Origin of the sequence: Streptococcus sp. HMSC061E03, assembly GCF_001813505.1 — a bacterium.
Lineage (GTDB): Bacteria > Bacillota > Bacilli > Lactobacillales > Streptococcaceae > Streptococcus.
The window spans coordinates 58756-82430 of sequence record NZ_KV812802.1 but is presented as its reverse complement, the minus strand read 5'-3'; the positions used below and the strand labels follow the sequence as shown (position 1 = coordinate 82430).

Here is a 23675-nt window from a genome sequence, read left to right as displayed (position 1 = left end):
GGTTTTGTCTGATTTTTGTCTGATTAGAAGCAATTGACGTATTTTAACTGAAATTTAAAATTTCTTTCAAATATTTCCCCGTTTGAGACTCTTCACAACTGATAATATCTCTTGGTTTGCCTTCGAATAAAATATACCCCCCATTCTTTCCGCCCTCGGGTCCTAAATCAATTATCCAATCAGCTTGAGCAATAAGTTCTAAGCGATGTTCAATCATCACAACCGTATTCCCTTGATTGACGAGGCGTCTTAGTAAACTAAGCAGTTGTTCAACATCCTTACTATGCAGACCTGTGCTTGGTTCGTCGAGAACAAAGATTTGTCCTGACTCTTGTAACTTACTAGCTAACTTAACCCGTTGCACTTCTCCACCTGACAAGGTACTTGTAGGCTGACCTAAAGTCAGATAATCTAAGCCAACTTCCTTCATGACTGACAGAGATTGACAAATCTTATCGTTCGAAGAAAAAACTGTTAATGCTTCTTCGACAGTTAGATTCAAAATCTCTTCAATTGTGAAATTCTGATAACGATAGCTGAGCGCTTTAGGATTATAACGGTGACCCCCGCACTCCTCACAAACGACCTCAACTGAATCCGCAAAAGCCATGTCATAAACGATTTTTCCAGTTCCCTTGCAAATTGGACAAGCACCTTTTGAATTATAGCTAAACCAACTAGGGGTTACATTGTTGGCTTTGGCAAATAATTTTCGAATTTCATCCATTATTCCTAAGTAAGTTGCTGGTGTGGAACGAATGGAGGTACCAATAGGTTTTTGATTGATGATAATGGCATCTGGGTAATTTTCGATAAATTCGACACCAATCAGAGAGCTCTTCCCTGAACCCGCGACACCCGTTACTGCGGTCAAGATTCCCTTAGGGATTTTTGTATTAACCTGTTTAAGATTATTTGCAGTAGCATCTTTGATGGCAAAATATTCTGTCCAAGCTAGTGGGTCTTGATTCAGTCTAAGTGGTTGATTTAGGGCACGGGTTGTGTAGGTGTCAGCTTTTTGCAACTCTACAAGACTTCCTTGAAAAATTAGCCTACCGCCTTCCCGACCAGCCAATGGTCCCAATTCAATGACTTCATCCGCTAAAGCTAACATTTGTCGGCTATGTTCCACAACCAAAATATTGTTGTGCTTATCTCTTAAATCCAACAAGAGCTGACCGATTTTCTCGGCATCATGAGGGTGCAGACCTGCAGTCGGTTCATCAAAAACGTAGTTGACATTACTTAGGCTGGAACCGATGTGTCGCACCAACTTGACCCGTTGCATCTCACCACCTGATAAGGTTTCTGTCTTCCGAGACAAAGATAAATAACCAATCCCAACTGTCTCCATCCGCTTAATAGCTGACTTGATTTGTGCAACTAATGATTGACCTAAAGGACTATCAACTTCTTCAAGTAAAGGCAAGAGTTCACTGACTGATAAGTTCATATAGTCAACAATATTATGCCCGTTTATCTTAGAAGCTAAGGCCTTGGGGTTTAGTCCTGAGCCTTCACAACTGGCACAAGGTACCTGAATGACAAGAGATAGCACTTCTTCTTGCAATGATTTTTTCAGCTTAGAAATATCCCTTTTCAGATAGAGGCGGTAGAAACGCGGAATGACACCTTCATAGTCAACACGGTCCACACTCCCCGTATTATTAGAACGAAATTCAACCTTGACTATTTCATCGCTTCCTTCTCGCAAAATCTGCCATTCTTCCTCAGAAAAATCAGCTAACTTTTTATCTGCATCAAGTAAAGGATTATTTTTGTAAAGATAAGCCTGCCAGCCACTCGAAAATTGGCTAAAATTAATAGCACCTTCATTCAATGATTTTGTGGTATCAAAAATCTTATCCTCAATTAACTGATAAACCTTCCCAATCCCAGTACAAATAGGACACATCCCTGCAGGATGATTGAAAGAATAAGCCATTGAACCACCCGCACTCGGTTGACCAACCCGTGAAAACAGCAGACGAATAAGCGGAGCAATGTCCATAGCCGTCCCGACTGTTGAACGAGTATTAGTCCTTAAAGCTTTCTGATCGACAACGATAGATGGGGGTAAATTTTTAATTTCGTCTACGTGAGGACGCTCATAGTGAGGTAGCTTGTTCCGTAAAAAGAGAGGATAACTATCCTGCCACTGTCTACTACTTTCTCTTGCTAGCGTATCAAAGACAAGGGAAGACTTCCCCGAACCTGAAACACCTGCAAAAACCACTAGCTTATTCTTAGGAATCGTCACATCAAAGTCTTTTAGATTGTGCTCTTTAGCACCAAAAATTTCAATACTATCTGTTTCCATCAATTATTCTCCATATCGTCAGTTAAAGTTAACAGCTCAGCTTTAGTAAATTCATTCTTCACAAGAGTTAGATATTTTCCTTGAAGTTCAACATATTTTTGCATATCCTCTTGCCCCATGGCCCTTATTGCTTCTTTTTCTGCTTCCACCATTTTAGCAACGGTCATCTCTATATAAGTTTTGCCTTTTTCAGTCAAGGACAATTTCTTGCTCTTACGAGAACTTGGTAGTGGCGTCACCCTTACATATTGGTCAGCACTCAACTTTTTTACCGAAGAGTGAATGGTTTGTTTTGGGAACATCATCTGTTCAACCAAGTCCTGCTGAGTGATATCACCACTATTTACTAATAAAAAATAACAGACCCACACGCTACTCTCAGATAGCCCAAAATTCTTAGCCATGACACGATAAAGAGATGAGAATTCTTTCTCTTGTACTGATAATTGCTTCATAAAATCTGTTTCCAAAATAATTCCTTACCTCTCTTTTGGTCTGATTACAGACTAAATTATATCCTAAAAAAATATCTATGTCAAATAGAAAAGGAGGCAGTATCCTCCTTTCCACACTTAGTTCTTATTATTAATCAATTTTTCCAGCCTTTCTACAGCTCCTCTCATGGTGTCTTTTTGCTTTTTAATCACATGGAGATAGACACGCTCAATCTCCTTGGAATCCTCCGAGTGTCCAACAAATTCTCGAATGGTGGAGAGGTCTATACCTTCGCTAGCCATAATGGAGATAAAGCTATGGCGGAACATATGAGGGATAACATGAATCGGTCTGCCAAAGTCTAGGAAGCTATCTATGTCCTTATAGGGTTTACCAGATTTTTTATTATATTTTGCTGACTGACTAGAACCACCTCTCAGGAATTGTGAGAGTTCATTATGATAAAGCGGAGAGCCTTGCCGATTACCTGTTCTGATATAGGTTCTGGTAAAGAGATAGCCTAGGTCTTGATAAGTAGGGTTAAATTGAGCTTGAAACTTATTTCTGTCTATATAATGTCGCAAAATTTTCTCTACCTCAGGACTCATTGGAATCGTTCGGACACTTTCCTTGGTCTTAAGGTCTGCTCGGTAACGTTCCTTTTCGTCAAGATTAAGTGCTTCCATCACCTCATCTGATTTATTTTTGCTTGCCCTCTGCCAATGAACCTTTATCCACTTCTCCTCAAAATCAAGCATATCCTCATTCAAACCCAGAACTTCACTTGGTCTCATACCTGTTAGAAAAATCATTCTCAACACATCTGCGATAAGTTGATTATCAGGACGGTTAGTCCAGCTTTCTATCAGTCGGAGAACGTAGTTAACCTCACTTGCTTCTAGGTATTTTTCTGCAATATCTTCACGTTTCTTATTTTGCTCCTCACTCTTTGTCAGAACTCGCCTTTTAACCTTATTGTTGGCAATCGGGTCTTGTGTAAGAGTAATCTGTCCGTTTTCGACTGACCAATCAAAAACCATCTTAAGATAAATATGCAGGTTTCTTGCCATGTGCATGGAAGAAGCATTGATGAGATTTTGAATTTCATCTGTCATAGAGGCAAATTTTGTGATAGACATTCTGGTATCAAAATTAGGCACTAAATAGCGGTTATAGATAGTAACCCTTGTTTTAAGAGTATTATTGGCTGGTTTGACCCTTTCATACCATGCTTTAAAGGCTTTACCATAAAGACTTCCATCTTCATCATAGGGCTTAGCGATTTCTTCTAGGGTTAAAAGTCTCTTGGCTTTCTTAGGCTTAATACCTGTTATCTCAGCGATATAGTCATCAACTAATTTATTCAGTTCTTGCGTGACCTGTGTTATCAATTGTGAGTTTTTAATATCGCTGACCAAAAGACGTTCTTTTCCAGAAGATGTCTTTTTACTTGGTCTTGCCTTAGTGGTAAACCACCCTTTACCAGCACCTGTAGAAAGGTATTTCTTGTGAGATTTTTTAGTAATAGGGTGGGTAAATCGCATAGCGAACTTCACCAAGACATTGCCTGCTTTATAAGGGTCTGGTCGCCAAGAACTGATGATGAGTACTCTTGAACTATTATCTCTCATAGGTATTACCTACGCCATCTTTGCGACATATTGATTGGCAATTTTGTGGTCAAACCATGCCACGAAGACTTCTGAGTGAATAAAGACATTGCCATGTGTTCCTTTAATACCGAAAGCGTATGGGCTGTCCTTCATCTGACGAATATAGCTATTGAGCGTTGCAACGGTCATGCCATGCCAGAGTTCATCTAGAAAGACGGATTTACGGTACCAGTTACGGGTCAAGTCAAAATCAAGTTCTGTTTTTAATGTTGCCATTGAATTCTCCTTCTATTTTGGTTATAATCAAGTTAGTTATTTTTGGAAAGGCGATTTGTAGTTTGCTACAGGTCGTCTTTTCTTATACCCCAATAAGCTGAGTTTTGTTGCTCTTGTTTGTACTGCTGAATATCAGTCTCATCTGTTTCCGTTAGTTTGGATATCCCAAGCTCAAGTAAGTGTTGAATATAGCCATCTGCCTTTTCTTGTCCGTAAGATTCTGCTTTTGCTACATAGAGTTTTCCAAGTGTTCGTGAGACTTGTTTCTCTGTCCATAGCTCAGACCGTTTTAGGGTGGGTTTTGTCCGCTTTACACTTAAGACCGTCTTTTTTTGTGTTTCTAAGTAGTCATTCCACCATTTTACGTTTTTTCTTCGCCAACGGTTGGAATCCTTATCTCTCGGACTGACAAAGCGATAGTGTCCATTAATCGCTTCAAAGTAAATCTCTTTAAGGGGACGTCCTTTTTTTATCTGTTGAGCCAGTAAGTTTGCCTTTTCTTGCCAACATCTAAGCTCTGCTCTTGTCCATGATGAGGGCATTTCTGGTAAATCTTTATCCAGTTTTTGTTCTAATAGCTTATTATAGATGCACCATTGCTGAGTACCTCTAACACCAATCGTTACCATTTCACCAACCTTTTCACCATTTTCAAGAATACTCTTTTCATGGTAATCAAAGGTTTTAGCGGTTGATATGCAGAGTTGCTTTTTACAATAACTATAAATAAGCGGGACGGATAGACTACCATCAAAAATATCATTGGCGATATCTAGTCTTGTAAAATTACTATGGCATTCAGAAATGCGTTTCATTAGGGTTACCCAGTTATTGACATTGCTTTCCATGTATTCTTCATACTGACGGCACCCCTGCCCTCTCAGTTCGATAAAAACTCCCATTTTTGATTCCCAGTCTTTATTGAAGTAAACCTTTATCTCTGAGAAGGCATAATGCCTTTGGTACTTGTTTATCCCCCATTCATTGAGAACAAACTTATCTTTAGGAAGAATGAGGATTTTCTCAATGACATCATCTGGAGCTAAGCCTTTAATCGTTACGGCTAAGTAGTCTAACATCACTGAGTTATCCATGTCTAGGCTCCAATAAATTTAATATCAGTTGCCACTAGTTTTAAGCCTCCCCAATTTCCACCACCATTATTATTAGCTCGCCAACCAAGGTGGACTTCTGGATTGACAAGTTCTACTACAAGTGAGTTCAGCTCATCCTTTTCAACGGATTTAGCCAACTTGTTAAGATTGTCTACAATCTCCAAGCGAATACCCTTGAGGTCATCAGGGGAATAGCCCAGGTCTTTCAAGGCTTGGATTTTGTCTGTATCTTGTACAGAGCAAGTAATTTTAGCTACTTCATCTGTCGCAATGCTTTCGCCATTGACATTTTTATAGACTGGTGCAACTCGTGAAGAAAGGATGGTCACTTTCTTTGGAATGTCAAATTGTGATTTATCCAATTTCAAGTCGCCAACTTTTATAGTTTCGTCTGTTAAGTTAAATTTTGTCATGTTTTTTTCTCCTATTCATAAAAGCTACGCCTACATGAAATCCATCGTAAACCGTTGATATCATAGGCTTCATAAATGTTTTTTCGTGAAATTTACTTCAAATCACTGAACCCCTTGTGTATCAAGGAATTTGACCACATTTTATGTATGTGTGCACCCCCTAATAGGGACTGGGGTGCAAATGTCAAATCGAGTTCAGCCGTTTGCCACCTTTCCCACCTGCTCTGGGCTACCGTGTTGACCACTCGCCCAGTGGTGGGGTGGCGAACCGTCTTCATCGTTGAAAGAAGCCAAGTCTCTTAGATGATTTCTTTTCATTCTCTTTCTCTAAGGCCTGGATTCTATCCAGAAGCACTTCTAACTCCTGTTTCAACCTTGCTAGGTTCCTTCGATAATCTTCTCGGATTTCCTTAAAGGAGACCTCTAGCTCATCAACAAGTTCTCTAATAGGTTTTTGATAATCATTTTCTTTAGAAAACCCATAAACACTTAGAATTGCTCTTTCCAGCCCCAACGAAGACTTCTTATCAGCAATCGCTTGAAAATGATTTAGGTCATCTTCTGTAAAAAGATAAACTTTAGAATAAGATTTTCGACCCGTTCTCACTCTACTTTCATTGAATTGAGTACCAGTTAGACTTTCAATCTTTAACCGCCACTTTTTCAATGTTGAGACTGAGTTGAGACCATCAACCCTATCTACAACTTCTTGATAATCGTATTTACTCATTAGTTTACCTGTATTTTCTGATTAAGAAAGTCGTTCAAAATCTGCAAAGCTCTAGATTCAATCAATCGCTCAAATCCCATATCCTTGATAAGGCGATAGAGTTCTCTGTCATTCAAATCTTTACAGTCCTCTGGTTTGATTAAGACTTTCTCTTGTGTATCTGGTGAGTAGGCTACCCACTCTACCATTTGTAGTTCCATACCTGTTAAATTCATAATTACCCTCTTTTCTGATTCTGCATTCAACTAGCGTTTATCCGAAATATCTGGTATAATTACAGCAATTAGATTTACTGTCCTTGAACGATGTACCAGATTGTTCAAGGATTTTTTGTACCCTCCTTTCTTTTTTGATTGTTGGGTTAGCTCCTCTCTAACACAAATGTACGATTTTATGTACGTTTGGTGTAAAATTTTTGAGCAACCTTAATGCTCATTAATAATTATATACGATATCATACACGAAGTCAAGCGTTTTTCTCAAAAAATGTACGATTTTATAAACACCTGTGTTATAATAGTCTGAGAGGTAACCTATGTTTGAAATACTTAAACCTGATAAAAAGACTGTTGGTCAAAGATTAAGACAAGTCAAAGATGAATTAAATTTGTCTTTTACTGAATTTGGAAACCGTCTTGGATTAAAAAAATCAACGATTAACGCATATGTAAGAGGAGATAACTTAGCTCCTCTTGAAGTTTTAGAGAAAGTGTCAAAAATCTATGGAAAACCCGTAGGTTGGTTTTACTACGGAGAATTGGAAGAATATATTGAACTTTACCTTAGAAAACTTGGTTATGGCACATTCCTAGATGAGTATCCTGATACTCCATTAAAAATAAAAGAAGAGCTTTTTAGAATAAAAACAAATCCAATACAATCGGTCACAAGAAGTGGGGGAGTAACCATTGGAACATTTGAAAATCCTGACTGGGAAAATGAATTTGGATACCCAAAAGAAGGCTACCTAGATGATATCTTTTTTGAAATGCTTTATGATACGCTGAGGGACACAATTAGGAAGGAAGCCAAAACCTACTTAAGCCAGCAAGACGGACTTGATGATACTAAAATCAACGAACTTTCTGATTACTTTGCTAACCAAATCTATACTTCATATGATTTTATCGGAAATCTAGAAATCCTTTCCAAAGATAAAATCAAAAAAGAAATTAAAAAGGGCTATGAACGCCTGATTAAAGATTCGCCATCAGCAAGTGTAGAAGTTAGCTATGATTCCAATTACCTACTCGGTTTTCTAATCAATACACTTGCAGATAGCCAAGCAACAAGGCAATTACTTTCAGATATGTCCCAAGCAACAGTTGGTATGCCTTTTTCACAATTTCATGAAGGGCATGAATTAGTTGAAATTATCCAATCTGTCAGACCACGACTGATAGAACTTTACAATAATACGACCTTTGATGACTGGACTGACTGGGCGGAGAAATAATCACGTGGTTTTCGCGTGACTTTCGCGTGAATTTCGATATCTTTTTAAAACGCACTGCTCAAAAATGCTTTAAAATCAAGCAAAATTGAGTATTATCAAAAATTTTTTTCGCGTGATTTTCGCGTGATACCCTGCAATTTGATTTTTTAAGTTAGGAGGAAAAAGTGTGGAATTAAAATTTGAAGGCAATGATTTAGAGTACAAAAAAGCTAAAAATGCACTTCCTGATTCTTTCTGGGAGACCTATTCTGCTTTCGCAAACACCAATGGTGGGAAAGTTGTCTTGGGAGTAGATGAAAATAATGAAGACCCTTTTCAGGGAGTTATGAATCCTGAAAAAGTTAGGAATGACTTGTTTAATCTAGTCTCTAATAGAAAAAAAGTAAGTTGTAATTTGCTAACCGATAATGATATTGAGTACATTGATATTCCTGATAAAAATCGTCAACTTATGGTAATAACGATTAGAGAAGCCAGTAGTGACCAAAAACCTGTCCATCTTAAAAATGATTTTAGAGAATCTTATAAAAGGTTAGGGGAAGGTGATGTTAGACTTGATAAAGAAGAGCTAAAGTATCTCATGGCAAGCTCCCATGATGATATTGATGGCGAACTCCTAACTAACTATGACGAAAGTGACCTCAATATTGAATCAATCGAAGAGTATAAAAAACTCCTAATCGAATTAAGCGGGAACACTAAGTACACCAATATGCCACTTAGGGACTTCTTAACTGAAATTGGTGTTTTTAAGAAGGATAGAACAGATGGCTCTTATAAGTTGACTGCAGGAGGGTTACTATTTTTCGGGAAATACAACTCCATAATATCTAGGTATCCTAAATTTCAATTAGACTACTTTGAAAAGGACAACTCACTTTCTACTAGGTGGAATGATAGGATTTCAACAGGGGACATGATGTACCCTGATTTGAACATGTATGACTTTTTTAATTTAGCATACAAGAAATTAACTGCAACTACCAACGATAGGTTCGAACTCAATGATAAATCTGCCCATCGTTTACCATTTAAAAAAGATTTATCTGAATCTATACGTGAAGCACTAGTAAACTGCTTAATGCACGCTTACTATGACTTTGACTCACCTATCGTTATCACCGCATATAATGATTTTTATGAATTTAAGAATCCAGGAAAAATGAAAATTTCTATTCCTGAGTTTATACATGGCGGTACGTCAAAAACACGAAACGGTACAATTTCATCGCTATTCAGAAGAATCGGAATGTCTGAGAAGGCTGGCTCAGGCGGTCCAAAAATCTTTGATGTGTCAGAAAAATACAAATTGAAAATTCCCGAAGTTTCAACTACTTTTGATAGTACTATCGTAACCATTTGGAAAGTGGACTTGTTGTCTTCATACCAAGATGTAACACAAGATGAAAGAGCTATTCTCAAGTACATAATCGAAAATGAAAGCATTAGCAAAAACGATGTTATTGAGAATAATCTGATGACAGAATATAAGTTCAGAGAAAACTTAAAAACTCTTCAAAGCAAGCAATATATAGAGGTAATTGGCAAGGGACGTTCAACAAAATATGTTCTTCCTAGAACATCATCTGAACAATATCATATCATCAAACAAAAAATTAAAAACCTTGGTGATTTTATGACCAAGAACTAAAGCTTTATCTGATTTTTGTCTGATTAAAACTAAAGCAAGGTCAAAATCACTCTATTTCATCAATAATTGAAAGATTGAAAAGCCCATAAAATCAACGTTTCTGTACATCATGAAACTTGCTAAATTACATATTACGCTTACAGAGGTGAAATAGGGGTTCACTACACGTCAATAGATGTTAGAAACCTTGATTTTAAGCGATTCTTGAAATTCTAAATTTCACTACATTGCAATATAAATCAACCGAATCACTACCTTTTTCACTACCTTTTTTGAAATAAGAATAATGATTCGGATATATAAAAGAAGAGGAACTTTATTGTGAAGCTCCTCTTTTTGTTATGTGTTCTTTTTCTCACAGATCGTATGACCTGGTTTGACACAGTTGGATTTCAGGTACTTTCAGTTTAGCTTTATATCAACCATCATCAAAATCCAACTATTTTCTTATTTTAAAAAATATGAATAAGTTTGATTGAATGAGGGAATTTCTTTAAATTTTTTCTTAGCACCTATAAGTTAATAATACTATTCTTTAAATTATAGTTTATAATTATCTGATGTTTCAATGACCACAAAACAAAGTACAGCGAATCACTTCCTTTAGTCAAACATATAACTGAACAACATTGTTTATCTTCCTGCACTTTCATATTTTTTCAATCCTTTTCTAAAAATTGTACGACTGATAATAATCAAAAAAACTGTAAAAACTATTTGATAGAAAAATAGGTTCAATGTATCTTTCCCTAAAAATATTAATACTGCAGGATTGGCAATTAATAAATTGGGAACAAATAACATAGTGATCAATCTGTTAATACCTGTAAAAATATTATATGGATACTTAGAAATTCCAATATAATTCAAAAATACATCTACTTTTGAAAATTTAGTTGGGAACCAAAATGAACTAATCGTTATTAGAAACCAAATTGAATAATATATAATACAACCACACATTAAAGAAAGGATATAAAATAATATTTTTAATGAATTTAAATGTACATTTAAATTTCCATAACTTATAAAAATGATCGCAAGACCAAAAAAAGTATTCACGAATTGAACTAAATTAAATGATCTAAAAATATAGAACAACTGAGTATCAAACGGCCTCAATAAAATTTGATCCAAGTTACCACTCAAAATATCTGATTCTAAAATTCCCATACTTCTAATTAACAATCCCATCATAACTCCATCTACAATAGTGTAGGAACCTACCAAAAATAAAATTTGATAATAGTCCCAACCATTAAAAGAGTCTATGTTTAAGAAAATCAATCTAAAAAATACAATAGGTAAACCAATCCACAGTATCGACGAAAATAGACCACAAAAGAAGTCAAAATGAAAATTCATATCAGATTTAAAACCAAAATGAAGTAGCCTAAAAATTACTTTTATTCTAAACATTTTATCCTCCCACATTTGAGAAGTGCTCCACTCCTTTTCTCAATATGAATCTTGATATAATATAAAAAATGATGCACCAAATCAATTGAATACAAATAATTCTCAAATAGTCTATTAATTTATATGTATCATTACTAAACATCTGAAGCGGTTCATATACTAAGTATTTAAAAGGTAATACATCTAAAAACAGACGAAAATTATTTGAAAAAAAACTTAAAGGCAATAATATTCCTGATAAAAACTGAATTACTATTTCTTTAACAGTAAGGACAAAAAATATATTTTCTAACCAAAAAGAAAGCATACCTACACAACATGATATTAAAAACCATAGAACCATAGATAGAATAATTGCAATACTTCCTAAAATAAGAATTTCAATGGTTAATAACTCATTCTTGTAATAAACACTGGAGAATAAAATGACAGGAATGATGATAAATAATAAATGAGCAAGCCTATCTCCAAGCATTTTACAAAAATAATACTTATAAAAAGTAACAGGTTTTATTAATATGCTAAAAAAATTTCCTGAATGAACATCGTCATTGATTTCCCAATCAACTGGATAAAAAACAAAATATGAAAAAATTATAGTCCCCAAATAGTATTGAACCATTGAGGTAAAATCATATCCTGCTATATTTATCTGGTTACTCTGATATATATACGTCCATAAAAATACTGATATCATAATTTGTATACTTGCCTGTAACATTAACAATAGTACACTTGATTTATAGTTCAAAATAGATCGAAATGATATCAGAATAATAGACATTTCTTTTTTCAATTGTGCTCCTTTTTTGTAAAATAGTTTTGTAAAATAATTTCTTCTAAAGAAAGATTTGATATTTCAAAATCTTCTATATCTACAAGCTTATTGATTGATTCTAATGTCTCAAAGACAAAATCTCTAGGTATTTTTAGTATACATTCCGATTTTGTTTGAGAAATGACTACTACTCCTTTAACAGAGCATAACTCTGGTACCAAATCTAATGTCATTTTTATCTTTAAATATTTAAAATCAGAAAATTTAGATAAAATAACATCCATTGACTCCTGCAAAATAATTTTTCCTTTGTCAATGACGATTAATTCGTCACAAACAGACGAAATATCATCCATATCATGACTCGTTAAAATAATAGTAGTATGACATTCTTCATTCATTTTCTTTAAAAATGTTCTGATATCTTTTTTAGACTGTATATCTAACCCTATAGTAGGCTCGTCTAAAAATAATATTTCCGGACTTGTTAAAGATGCCGCGATAAACTCCATTTTCATTTTTTGTCCAAGAGAGAGGGTCCGGACCTGCTGGTAAAGCTGATCTTTTACATTCAACAAATTGCTTAATTCCTGAATTCGTTCTTGTAAAATCGCCGGTTCTACCTCATATAAAGTACCAATCAATTGAAAATAATCCATAGCCGAAACATCTTGAAATAACTGTAATTTATTTCCTACTACTATTGAAATTTTTTTTCTAAAATTTATACTTCTTTTAAATGGAATTTCTCCATTCACTTCTAATTTTCCGGAACTAGGATAAAGAGTCCCAGTCAACATTTTAATCGTTGTGGATTTACCAGCTCCATTACTCCCAATAAAGCCAACTATACTCCCTCTCTTAATCGTAAAACTAATATCTTGAACAGCTCGAATCGTTATTTGATTACGTTTCAAAAATCTCTTGATAAATGGGAGTCTTGAATCAAAATTATAAAAATTTTTAGATAAATTCTGAGCATTAATAACTATTTCACTCATATATCTCTCCTTTCGATAAAATATATTTACTTGTACTTTTTCCATACTTTACCAAAATGCTAAAGATTGAGCTAAAATCTTCGGGATGGGTAAAATAATATTTGTCTTTAAAAAGTTTCTCAAAACCTTCAAGGCGATTATTGAAATCATTAAATTTTGTATTGTCTAGCTGGTTGAATGTCTCTTTAATATCCATAAACTTTCTCCGTGATTCTTTATTTCACTTTATAAATAGAAGAGTGTCTATATATTTATAGATCCTCAAGAACTTGCATTTTATCAAGTATAAGTAGAATAGTATGTAAGGGTTTACATATTCATATTGTATGATTATTTAAGGAATCCGTCAATTTTCCACATTATTATATGACAAAATGTATTTTTTAAAAATGCAAAAATCTATGAGCAAGATGTTTGACTTCCTTTTTTAAAGTATATATGCTTATATTAACCTTAGAAAAGAAAAAATGTTTGAACAGATATTCAATAATAATTACTTTTTTTAAAATTAAAATTCGAACTTTAAATTTTTATCTTTTTTATATTATTGAGTAACCTAAATTGCCCAATTTGTAAAATTTAGCTAGACAAAAAAAGACATCCAAGAGAAATTTCTTAAATGTCTGTAAACGTTGATATAAGCGTGTTGATTAACGTTTTGATAATTGTGATGCTTTACGAGCTTTCTTAAGACCTGGTTTGGAAAGTGTGAGTTTCAGTTGGACTAAAAACAGTGTAATATCAAGGATTTTCAGAACTAGAACCACCTATTCATTTCATAAAATATGAATCAGTATTTTTAAAATAGAGGAATAATTTAGTTCTTTATAAATTAAATAATCTCTTTATACTAGCGCTCTTTCCTATTTTTAAAAAATAGTAGAGAAAAAGGTAAAGATTAAAATAGCATCTAAATCTTTAAAAATTCTTTATCAAGCTTAAAACTTAATTTGAAATGGACATCTGATAATCTTTATAATAAAAAATCACCATTTTTATAAATCATTTTTTTGGGTCCTGATGGAATTATATTTAATTTTCCATCTTTACACATGGAAAAGGTCCCTTCCCAAATTTCATAAGGTATATTAGACTTAGTAAACTTATATTTAACTTTATCTGCCCTTCTGAAATAAACTCCTGAATATTTAGGTACACCAGTTGTAGAGTATTCAATATAGTCATCTTTCTCAGCAAAATAAAAATCATACTTACCACATTCTTCCTTAAAGTAATATATTGGAATATTAAAATCAGGAAATTTATTAAACTTGTTATTTATATACTCACATAGTTGATAAAAACCATCTGTCTCTGTTTGGACAACACTCAATTCCTTTAGATTTGACTCTGAAAAATTATATCCTCCCAGTAATAAATAGAAAACCAGAAGTGTACAATTTCTAGAATTTTCAACTTCATTCCAATTACATAAGTTATGTTTATGAAAATAACCATTTCTAAGACGTGGTATATCCGAGAGCGTTTCTAGTATAAAATGGGAAGTCTCATCACTTATTCCAGAAGCTAGCAGATCTTTATTTTTTACGTAACAACGACCCTTTTTAAAGTCACCGAAGAATCTTGTTAAAGCATTAAGATTTATGTTTTTTACCTTTCTTTCATCACTTAATAAATTATCTGTAAGGCGTTCACGACCACTCCCTGTATAAATCCTTCTTTCAACAGAATCTTTTTCTAATGTATGTAGACTGATAAAATAATAGAGAAATTGTTCGATTGCTTTAAAATACCCCATAGCAATCGAAGTTAAGTCAACATTACAAACATTTTGCAAAGACCAATATAACCATTCTGCAGTCATAAAACTCTGAGCAAAAACACTATTACCAATAAGAAGTTTATAATTATTATAAAAATGTCTATCTAATATCTCTTTTTGATCACTTGAAATTCTATTTTTAACATCTAGTTTGCTTACATCAATTTTTAATATCGTATCTTCAATAACTTTTCTATAGCTATATAAATTGTTTTGAGTCAAGGTCCTTACTATTTGAAAACCATAGTAGTCTTTAACTTTTTCAGCTAACTTTTCAGTATATGATTTGAATATGTCATATTCATCACAGTCAAAAAACATATTAAAAATTTGTTTCAATGAATACAATCCAGTTCCTTTAGTTGCATCATCAGAATTAGAATTATGATTAATTATCTCCTTATAAGCTTCGTCTTCTATAAATGAAATATGAAAACACTTTGTTAAATGATTTTCTTGCATTATTTTTTTTATTATCGATTTAGGAAATCTATTTTGTATTCCAAATTTCTTAAAAATATAAAGTATTTTCTCATTTTGTTCATTTTCGTAACTAAAAGCATAACATACATTTTCATTGCCTTGATCAACATAATCAAAAATTTCTTCATCATCTCCAATTGAATATAATTTTGCATCTTTTTCAAAGATTTGAATCCAATTTATGTTCACTTTATATTCTTCAAATAGATACATAATTATTTCTGGTATTGCTTCAAATATAGCAGATTCTGTACATTTCATAATGCTTTCAAAATTAAAATAATCATCACTATAAATGTCTATTATAGTGGACAGTCCAAATTTATCATTCGCTTCATACCCCCAACCATCACGAATCGATTTCAATTTGTTAAAGCAATTTTTCAATAATACTTCCTCATAGATTAAACTTGTATTTTTCATAAAGATACGCTCCCTGAAACTATTGAATGTAATGAATGAAATAAGTATATATAATGAAAAATTAGTGATTGCTTATTTAGCAATCACTAATTTCCTAATCGAGTGCTCACCGCTGTAGTAAGTACTCTTTCTGCTCCAGTAGCATCAGTCTTCAAAGACAAAATGATAAAGGCTACAGAAAGTCCAGCCGCCGCGACTGCTTTCCAGTCTAAAGTGACATTCAAGATCATAGCTCTACCCCCTTCTGAGCTTAACGCTCAATTTCTCTGGATAGACTATTTTAGTCAGCGACTTTTAATCCTGAACTAATAATAGTGTAACCGTTTTTATTATATTTGTCTACTTAAATGTAAAACTGTTTTGTATTTTTCTTTTATTCCAGAATGTTATGATCCTCTATGGTTAACTTAACAATGGTATATGCAATAATTATCTATGGTATTTATAATCCTAATCGTTCCGAATCCCAGTTTCCATATTCGTCATACCCAAATCCATCAGGATCCATTGCATCAATTCCACATTGCTCTAGAAACCTAGAACAGTCATGACAATAATAAGACTCATAGCTTTCATCGCTACCTTCCCAATCAATTTCATGCTTGGTAAACAACTCACCACACTCACTACATTCGTATAATTTTGACATAATATAAACTCCTATTTTTAATAAACAAGTATATGAAGCTTCTACATTATCAGATTCAGACTGATCCATGGTAAATACTGTGACTTCGGCTATTTTTATTAACGAAATTAAAGGATTAGCTTACTTTTCTCTTAAACAGTTTACAACTGAAAATGCATTAACTATCCCAATTTTATGTTTTTTATTAAGCAATTTTACACATTCAGAGAAACTCAAGTTGTTCTCTTTTATAAATTCAATTTCTTCCCCGCCATTCTTAATCATATAGTCTGCAAATTTTGATGCAATAATATATCTTCTAACAACTAAATAGATCAGTCCAAAAACCAACACAATATTAAATATTACTTGTAAATCCATTATGACTTTCCTCCTATAATTACACGGCAGGATATACTCTATCCCCAAAAAACTTCTGGTCATATTTCTGACACAGAATCTAGAACAAATATATGATTCACTTTATTTTTTATAAGCTAATCATAACTTTATTCCTCACTTTCTTAAGAATACCGATATTATAGTCCACTAATTTTATTTTGTCAAGTATTTTTTATCTAAATTATAATTTTGACCTAAACAATGCTTTTTAATGGTTCAAATTTCTGTTATAATGTAAATACAGAATTGTAGGTGTCGTGAAATGAAAAAAGAAAAATATCCCTCAAATGAGAAAACAAGACAAATACTGCAAGACAATTTAAAGTCTATCAGAGAGATCTTAAATTGGACAAGTGCAGATTTAGGTAATCTTATTGGAGTTACTAAACAAACCATTAGTAATTTAGAAACAAAGAATAGTAAACTAACCAAACTTCATTATATTGCAATACGAACGGTAGTTGATTTTGAAATTGAAAAACTAAAATCAACTGACTCTGATCGAGCCGAGCGTGCTTGCATGCTATTAGAAGTATTGTCTAAAGCTGAAGAAGAAAATCTAGCTTTTGATGAGATTTCTCAAGCTTCTAAATTAATTGTATCCTCAACGTCTGCTATGATTGCAGGTACTATAATTAGTGCACTGATCCCATTTGTTCTCAATGGATTTAATAAAAAAAATAAATAACGGAAACATTAGATTCTAGATGTCATCAAAAAATGAAAAGCGATCTTTTAACTGTAACTTGTTACGGCAAACAAGAAGCTTTTTCTTATATACTTATACTAATCATAAGAAGCCAATAATACAAAAGAGTAATTTAGTGAAAAAATTACTAACTAAAAAAAGACATTCAAGAGAAAATTCTTTAATCTTTGTAAACGTTGATACAATCATTTTGATTTAAGAAATAATATAGTGTTCATGTGCAGAGAATGTACTATAAGCTTTCCGAAAAATAAGTATTTTCCCGAAAGTTGAGAGTTTGAAATGATGAATAGGAAGTTAAGCAATTCTGTGATCAACTGAGTCATAGGAGTAAATCTCTTTCTAGTAATGTTTCGCAACTCTACTATAACGGATTTATTCCTTTTTGTGTTTACACAACTTATCTTACACTACCACATGATTCTTTAATGAAAACAAACAAATACTATGAAGAGCTATACACTATGCAATCTTCCTTATATTACAAAGAATTAAACTAACTTTGAATGGTTATCAGTATAAGAGCGTTTGTTTAGCCGCAATCTGATCTATTTTTATGAAAACAAGCAAAAACAACCGGAAAAGAAACAGTTCACGACTGCTTCTTCTCTGGTTGTTTTTTATACTAACGATTTTTCCGACTTAGTTGATAAGAATACAGGATCGGAATGAGAACAATGGTGAGGATGACGATCCCCAGTACATAAGGGACGGCGAACTGAAGACCAGCTTCAAGAAGGAGAATCAATCCTCCAATCACCCACAACTTCCCTGCCAAGCGATGGGTTTTGTGCCAGTTATCTTCACTCTGTAAGGTCCAAGGAAGGCGGATCCCAACCGTGTGGTTCACTTTCAACTTAGGCATGTAATTGCCCATGATCACAAAGATAAGACCCAGCAAAACTGAAACAAAAACTGATGGATTGGTAGTAGATCCTAGCGCCTTGCTATAGATGAGATAGGAGATACTTAAGGAAACGATTGGAGTCAACCAGTGGTTTACTTTGACCATTTTTTCATTCATCGTGCGATTCTTAGGATCCCGTCCGATCATAAAGATCACAAACAGATGCACCAAGAGAAGGAGGATAGGAAGGCCAAACACAACCAGGGGTTTTGATTGGAAGTTATCAGCCTGATCAGCAACATTAAAGTGAATTGGGATTTGGTTAGGTAATTGCGACCAAATCATCAGCCCCCAAAGCATGGGGAAAAGTATCACCATAGAAGTTAATATCAATAGTTTTTTATTCGTTTTCATCAGTAGAGTCTCCTTTCAAATCAACGAGCCAGACCATTAAATCCTCCAAGACTGAAGTATTGAGTTCATAGTAGATAAAATTCTTCTCTTTTTCCTCTCGAATTAAATCTGCCTGCTTGAGAAGGCTTAAATGATGGGAAATGGTCGCTCCTGCTACATCAAAGTGGCTAGCGATATCGCCAGCAGATAATTTCCCTGCCTTTAGCAGTTCTAAGATACTTCTTCTTATCGGATTGGATAAAGCTTTAAATGTTTGCGCAAAATTCATTCTCTATCTCCTCTAATCTATTTAGATATCTTTCTAAATAGATTGTACAACTCCACTATCATTTTGTCAACTCTATTTAGAAAAAAATCTAAATAGCTTCTGTTGTAAAAAATTATCAGACCTAAGACCGATTCTTATAAACAGCGTCTTTTCTTAAGTTTTCTTTAAGAAATCAGCCTTATAATAAAACCATCAAATGAAGACCTCCTAACTTTGTTTGATAGAAAATCCTAAACTTTTTCATAATAATCTCCCTATAAGAGCCACCAAAACCGGTGGCTTTTTCTACGTACCTTTACGAGCATCAGCGAGTTTAGGTACGTTGACGCAGTTTGAGCGAAGCGAAAACTACGTTCCTTATTACCTTAGCGAACATTAGTGAACTTAGGTACATTGATGCAGTTTAAGCAGAGCGGAAACTACATCCTTTAAAAAGAAAAAGTTATTATAAATAAAAACACAGCTTATTTGTGATGCTAGCTAATACATTTTATCGGACTTAAGACCGATTCTCATACACAGCGCCTTTTCTTAAGTTTTCTTTAAGCAAACCGCCTTATAATAAAACCATCAAATAAAGACCTCCTAACTTTGTTTGATAGAAAATCCTAAACTTTTTCATAATAATCTCCCTATAAGAGCCACCAAAACCGGTGGCTTTTTCTACGTACCTTAGCAAACGTTAATGAGCTTAGTTATGTTGACGCAGTTCGAACGCTACGTTCCTTACGATTCATAGTGAGTCAAGTCCAATAGGGGCGTAGACGAACTTAGGTACGTTGACGCAGTTCGAACGACAGTGAGAACTACGATCCTTATTCCCTTAGCGAACATCAGCGAGCTTAGGTACGTTGATGCAGTTCGAACGGTAGTGAGAACTACGTTCCTTCTCCTTCATTTGTATCAATACTCCAATTTATGCTCAATCTGTGTTATAATGAAGAGAATTTTTGTCTGAGGAGGATTTATGAAAAAAACACATTCTAAGCTATTCATCCCGGGCATCATTATGCTTGGGATTGTTTTACGAACACCATTTACTACGCTTCCGACGGTCTTGTCTGACATCGCAGCTGGTTTGGGGGTTGATGTGAGCTCTCTGGGACTATTGACTAGCTTGCCACTTCTCACCTTTGCCATTTTCTCACCTTTTGCGATTCAATTTGCTAAAAGGTTGGGGATTGAGCGCCTCTTTTTCCTAGTTTTGATCGCGATTACGATCGGATCTGCCATTCGGATTATCAACCTCCCCTTCCTCTATCTGGGAACCATCTTGATTGGAGCTGGCATCGCCTTTCTCAATGTGCTGCTTCCAAGCCTGATTCAAGCGAACAGACCCCGCCAACTAGGCATTCTGACCACTTTGTACATCACTTCTATGGGGATGTCCACAGCGATCGCCTCTTCTGTGGCCGTTCCGATCACCAAAGCCACTTCTTGGCAAGGTTTGGTCAACATCTTGACAGCCTTGTGTGCTCTTGCTTTGGTCATCTGGATTCCTAACCTTCGCTACAACCACCGACTCAAAAAGGCTGCTACTACGGAATCTAGTAGCAAGTGGTATACCAATAAATATGTCTGGGCTATCATGATTTTCGGAGGCTTGCAGTCACTGCTTTTCTACACAAGTATGACCTGGCTTCCGACCATGGCTGTTCAAGCTGGCCTTTCAAAGGTTGAATCTGGACTACTGGCCTCCGTCTTCACCCTGATCAGTCTCCCGTTCTCCTTGACGATCCCAAGTTTAACGACACGGTTATCCGATCGCAATCGACACTTGATGCTGACGATTGTTGTCGGAGCAGGGATTCTGGGGGTAGCCATGCTCTTAATCCCGACCAGCAACTTCTTCTACTGGTTGGTATTAAATGCCCTGATTGGAAGTTCCGTTAGTTCGCTCTTCCCTTACCTCATGGTCGCTTTCTCCATGAAATCCAGCACACCTGAAAAAACAGCCCAACTTTCTGGACTTGCCCAAACAGGAGGCTACGTCTTTGCAGCCTTTGGTCCTATCCTCTTCGGCTACAGTAAATCTCTCTTCCACTCTTGGACACCTGCCATTCTTATGCTACTGGTCTTAACCATTATCATGGCGATTGCCCTTTATCAGGTGGAAAAAGTCGATCATATTTTATAACCATCGTCTGGCTGAAAGATTCGTCTTCCGGCCTTTTTTGTGCATACAAAAAAGAACTAGGCACTTGTCCTAGTTCAAAGTTTTATTATCCGTTAAATGAGATATGTACGTGGTCGTTGTGGTTTGCTGTATCTCCACCACGGTCCGGCATTTGATTCCATGTATTAGCTGGTCCGTAAATGTTATTTACTGGCATGTAGAATTGTTGTTTCCAGATAATATATGAGATACCTGCACGGTCCATGTTATCAATCGCATACTGTGCAACTTGATCTCCAAGCTCTGAATTTGTTGGAACCATCACGTCTACTGCAAGTCCTTTACCATGGTCTTCTGGATCCCCTTCACGGTAACCACCGATGTTTGTGATACCGAATTTCGCTGCAATTTCTTGACGGAAAGCTTCCGCTTGAGGTTGAAGATTTGGATCAGTTGGAATAGTATTTCCGCTTGTTGGAGTTGATGCTACTGGTTGCACTTCAGGTGCTGCAGCAGTTTCTACTGCTGGTTGTGCTGCTGGAGCTTCAGGAGCAGAAGCTGGTGTTTCAGCAGGAGCTTCTGCTGGAGCTGCTTCCGCTGCTGGAGCAGATTGAGGAGCAGCTGGCGCTACTTCTTGATTTTGTACTTCAACATTGACAGCTGGAGCACCGTAGTTAGGTGTTTCTGGAACAGCTGGTTGTGCCGGTGTTTCTGCTGCTGGTACTTCAACTACAGGAGCTTCCGCTGGGGCTTCTTGAGTTTCCGCTGCTGGAGCAACTGGAACAGCTTTGTTATCTTCGTTTACTGGTTTAGACAAATCGTTGACAGCGACTGTTTGGTCATCAACTGTCACTTGGTTTGTTGTCAAGTCAGCACTTGCAACGGTTGCATCTGTCGCACCTGCTTGAGGAGTTTGGATTTCAACTGAAGTTACTTCTTTTTGATCATTTACTGTTGTTTTCAAAACAGTACCTGGGTAGATCAAATCCATGTTGCTGATGTTGTTCAAGTTTGCCAACACATGAACATCGATTCCAAGCGCTTCTGCGATCGAACTCAATGTATCACCATATTTGATGGTATAAGTTTGTTGGTTTTCACCGCTTTGTTGGATATCATGTTTGATTTCATCTACTGAGCGAGCTACCCAATCTTCAAGTGTTTCTGCAGTGGCTTTTGTAAATGGAATCACTGCAAGAGCTACTGTTGAAGCGATCAAGGCTTTCGTATTAACTTTTAATTTCATCTTTTATCCTCTTTTTTCTTTGTTTTTTTGCTCAAGATTTTCTTGGACAAATTAACTACTATACTATCTTATCACAATTTAAAAATAATAAAAGGCCTTTTTGGCTATTTAACAAAACTGTATTTTTCTTGTAACATTTCGTCTTTCTTGTCACATTGTTACAAACTAGTAACATAAAAAGAGGGTGGTGGAAGAAGAGTGCGAGGGCACAAAAAAAGCCTCATCAAGGAATGGTTTCTTAATGAGGCTCTTGTATTTTTTAAAGCAATTGAACACAGCTTTTTACGGCTTTGTATCTTGTGAATTGAACACGCCCTAAATGCTGGGTGAAAAACGCAAACTGTAATAGTACTAACTTCCAAAGGCACAGTAGCTGATTGGATTTTTCTCTCGCTTTAAGAGCTCGGAAAAATCCTAATCAGCCTTGTGGGGGCAGGACAACGAAGCATTCTATACAACAGTGCTTCTGTCCTGCTCCCTATTTTCCTTTGAGTCGCTTAACGGCTTTGTATCTTGATGTATCTTACTTCACCTTCATGATTCTGACGAGGTTGGCGCGTTCGGCTTCTTCGAGTTTCATTTCGATATAGTAGATGGTCTCTTTGAGGTCTGGGATAGTCGCATACTCCAGTCCGTTCACTCGACGGCGGGTTTTCTCGATTTCATCTGCCATGAGCTGGCAGCTTTTTTCGATTTCCGCTAACTTGAGCAAATCTGGGAGTAGATCCCCCATTTCTTGGATCGTGCTATCCATTTGACTGTTGGAGGCGAGGTAGCTATAAACCACGTCCCCTTCATCATCGCCGTATGGATTATCGATACGGGCATGGAGCTTGGGCACGCGCACACTCATGACATTTTCTTCCTCAATATGGAGCATCACTTCTCGAGTGGGAACAGCAAAGATTTCTTCTACCATGAGGTCGCTCTCTAAGGACTTGGCCATCACGAAATCTTGCATATTGCCCACCAGTGCTGCCTCCACCTTTTGGCGCAGACGATTATTCTCACGCACAGCTTCAATAAAGCGACGCATGAGTTCATCCCGCTTATCCTTGAGCAACTTGTGCCCCCGGGTTGCTGTCTTGAGGCGCTCTTTGAGAATATTAAGCTCCATCCGAGTTGGTTTTACATTTAATCGTGCCATAG

24 protein-coding genes are annotated in these 23675 nt (G+C 35.5%); 4 read left to right on the top strand and 20 right to left on the bottom strand.

Annotated elements, in window-relative coordinates:
- Window positions 1–43: 43 nt before the first annotated feature.
- The 8 genes from HMPREF2917_RS10420 to HMPREF2917_RS10380 form a co-directional block, all read right to left on the bottom strand.
- On the bottom strand, window positions 44–2320 hold the full coding sequence (locus HMPREF2917_RS10420; protein ID WP_062004529.1) for an ATP-binding cassette domain-containing protein: 2277 nt from the start codon (window positions 2318–2320) through the stop codon (window positions 44–46).
- Complete coding sequence (locus HMPREF2917_RS10415; RefSeq protein ID WP_045760135.1) at window positions 2320–2790, bottom strand: MarR family winged helix-turn-helix transcriptional regulator; 471 nt, start codon at window positions 2788–2790, stop codon at window positions 2320–2322. Before HMPREF2917_RS10415 ends, HMPREF2917_RS10420 begins: the two co-directional genes overlap by 1 nt.
- A gap of 102 nt (window positions 2791–2892) precedes the next feature.
- A complete protein-coding gene (locus tag HMPREF2917_RS10410; RefSeq protein WP_070590713.1) occupies window positions 2893–4386 on the bottom strand; it encodes a tyrosine-type recombinase/integrase in 1494 nt (497 codons plus the stop codon).
- A gap of 9 nt (window positions 4387–4395) precedes the next feature.
- Window positions 4396–4644 (bottom strand): hypothetical protein, encoded by a 249-nt coding sequence (locus tag HMPREF2917_RS10405; protein ID WP_070590710.1) that lies wholly within the window; start codon window positions 4642–4644, stop codon window positions 4396–4398.
- Between the two features lie 65 nt (window positions 4645–4709).
- Window positions 4710–5738 carry a replication initiation factor domain-containing protein gene (locus tag HMPREF2917_RS10400; protein ID WP_070590708.1) on the bottom strand — a complete coding sequence of 343 codons (1029 nt, stop codon included), beginning with the start codon at window positions 5736–5738 and terminating at the stop codon, window positions 4710–4712.
- 2 nt (window positions 5739–5740) lie between these two features.
- On the bottom strand, window positions 5741–6172 hold the full coding sequence (locus HMPREF2917_RS10395; RefSeq protein ID WP_070590705.1) for a hypothetical protein: 432 nt from the start codon (window positions 6170–6172) through the stop codon (window positions 5741–5743).
- Between the two features lie 274 nt (window positions 6173–6446).
- Window positions 6447–6902 carry a hypothetical protein gene (locus HMPREF2917_RS10385; RefSeq protein ID WP_070590698.1) on the bottom strand — a complete coding sequence of 152 codons (456 nt, stop codon included), beginning with the start codon at window positions 6900–6902 and terminating at the stop codon, window positions 6447–6449.
- A complete protein-coding gene (locus HMPREF2917_RS10380; RefSeq protein ID WP_070590695.1) occupies window positions 6902–7117 on the bottom strand; it encodes a hypothetical protein in 216 nt (71 codons plus the stop codon). The genes HMPREF2917_RS10385 and HMPREF2917_RS10380 overlap by 1 nt, the downstream gene beginning before the upstream one ends.
- A 320-nt stretch (window positions 7118–7437) precedes the next feature.
- On the opposite strand from HMPREF2917_RS10380, the gene HMPREF2917_RS10375 reads away from it, so the two are divergent.
- Both HMPREF2917_RS10375 and HMPREF2917_RS10370 read left to right on the top strand, forming a co-directional pair.
- A complete protein-coding gene (locus tag HMPREF2917_RS10375) occupies window positions 7438–8358 on the top strand; it encodes a helix-turn-helix domain-containing protein (RefSeq protein WP_070590693.1) in 921 nt (306 codons plus the stop codon).
- Window positions 8359–8524: 166 nt separating this feature from the next.
- Window positions 8525–10009 (top strand): RNA-binding domain-containing protein, encoded by a 1485-nt coding sequence (locus HMPREF2917_RS10370; RefSeq protein WP_070590691.1) that lies wholly within the window; start codon window positions 8525–8527, stop codon window positions 10007–10009.
- A gap of 633 nt (window positions 10010–10642) precedes the next feature.
- Here the strand turns inward: HMPREF2917_RS10370 and HMPREF2917_RS10365 are convergent.
- From HMPREF2917_RS10365 to HMPREF2917_RS10335, 8 genes are all read right to left on the bottom strand, one after another.
- The gene (locus HMPREF2917_RS10365; protein ID WP_003013947.1) at window positions 10643–11428 is read right to left on the bottom strand and encodes an ABC transporter permease; all 786 of its coding nucleotides are present in this window, start codon (window positions 11426–11428) and stop codon (window positions 10643–10645) included.
- 1 nt (window position 11429) lies between these two features.
- Window positions 11430–12224, bottom strand: a complete 795-nt coding sequence (locus HMPREF2917_RS10360) for an ABC transporter permease (RefSeq protein ID WP_003013825.1) — start codon at window positions 12222–12224, stop codon at window positions 11430–11432.
- Window positions 12221–13207: an ABC transporter ATP-binding protein gene (locus HMPREF2917_RS10355; RefSeq protein WP_003010129.1), complete on the bottom strand. Its 987-nt coding sequence runs from the start codon at window positions 13205–13207 to the stop codon at window positions 12221–12223. The genes HMPREF2917_RS10360 and HMPREF2917_RS10355 overlap by 4 nt, the downstream gene beginning before the upstream one ends.
- A complete protein-coding gene (locus HMPREF2917_RS10350; protein WP_003010127.1) occupies window positions 13200–13403 on the bottom strand; it encodes a hypothetical protein in 204 nt (67 codons plus the stop codon). The genes HMPREF2917_RS10355 and HMPREF2917_RS10350 overlap by 8 nt, the downstream gene beginning before the upstream one ends.
- Before the next feature lie 777 nt (window positions 13404–14180).
- Entirely contained in the window at window positions 14181–15896 is a 1716-nt protein-coding gene (locus HMPREF2917_RS11445) for a hypothetical protein (protein ID WP_141751557.1), read from the bottom strand.
- A gap of 86 nt (window positions 15897–15982) precedes the next feature.
- The gene (locus tag HMPREF2917_RS11575) at window positions 15983–16126 is read right to left on the bottom strand and encodes a hypothetical protein (RefSeq protein ID WP_176745969.1); all 144 of its coding nucleotides are present in this window, start codon (window positions 16124–16126) and stop codon (window positions 15983–15985) included.
- Window positions 16127–16338: 212 nt separating this feature from the next.
- Window positions 16339–16545 carry a hypothetical protein gene (locus tag HMPREF2917_RS10340; protein ID WP_070590689.1) on the bottom strand — a complete coding sequence of 69 codons (207 nt, stop codon included), beginning with the start codon at window positions 16543–16545 and terminating at the stop codon, window positions 16339–16341.
- A 120-nt stretch (window positions 16546–16665) separates the two neighbouring features.
- Window positions 16666–16905: a hypothetical protein gene (locus HMPREF2917_RS10335; protein WP_070590686.1), complete on the bottom strand. Its 240-nt coding sequence runs from the start codon at window positions 16903–16905 to the stop codon at window positions 16666–16668.
- Between the two features lie 283 nt (window positions 16906–17188).
- Here HMPREF2917_RS10335 and HMPREF2917_RS11900 point away from each other — a divergent pair, with 283 nt between their 5' ends.
- Window positions 17189–17614 (top strand): helix-turn-helix transcriptional regulator, encoded by a 426-nt coding sequence (locus tag HMPREF2917_RS11900; protein ID WP_070590684.1) that lies wholly within the window; start codon window positions 17189–17191, stop codon window positions 17612–17614.
- A gap of 646 nt (window positions 17615–18260) precedes the next feature.
- Here HMPREF2917_RS11900 and HMPREF2917_RS10325 read toward each other — a convergent pair.
- Window positions 18261–18896 carry an SdpI family protein gene (locus HMPREF2917_RS10325; RefSeq protein WP_070590681.1) on the bottom strand — a complete coding sequence of 212 codons (636 nt, stop codon included), beginning with the start codon at window positions 18894–18896 and terminating at the stop codon, window positions 18261–18263.
- Entirely contained in the window at window positions 18883–19164 is a 282-nt protein-coding gene (locus tag HMPREF2917_RS10320) for an autorepressor SdpR family transcription factor (protein ID WP_031572731.1), read from the bottom strand. The genes HMPREF2917_RS10325 and HMPREF2917_RS10320 overlap by 14 nt, the downstream gene beginning before the upstream one ends.
- A 967-nt stretch (window positions 19165–20131) precedes the next feature.
- Between HMPREF2917_RS10320 and HMPREF2917_RS10315 the strand changes: the two genes are divergently transcribed.
- A complete protein-coding gene (locus tag HMPREF2917_RS10315; protein WP_061591035.1) occupies window positions 20132–21301 on the top strand; it encodes a CynX/NimT family MFS transporter in 1170 nt (389 codons plus the stop codon).
- Window positions 21302–21386: 85 nt separating this feature from the next.
- Here the strand turns inward: HMPREF2917_RS10315 and HMPREF2917_RS10310 are convergent, their stop codons facing one another.
- Both HMPREF2917_RS10310 and HMPREF2917_RS10305 read right to left on the bottom strand, forming a co-directional pair.
- On the bottom strand, window positions 21387–22526 hold the full coding sequence (locus tag HMPREF2917_RS10310) for a LysM peptidoglycan-binding domain-containing protein (protein WP_049523820.1): 1140 nt from the start codon (window positions 22524–22526) through the stop codon (window positions 21387–21389).
- A gap of 523 nt (window positions 22527–23049) precedes the next feature.
- Window positions 23050–23673 (bottom strand): V-type ATP synthase subunit D, encoded by a 624-nt coding sequence (locus HMPREF2917_RS10305; protein WP_003002380.1) that lies wholly within the window; start codon window positions 23671–23673, stop codon window positions 23050–23052.
- Between the last annotated feature and the right edge of the window lie 2 nt (window positions 23674–23675).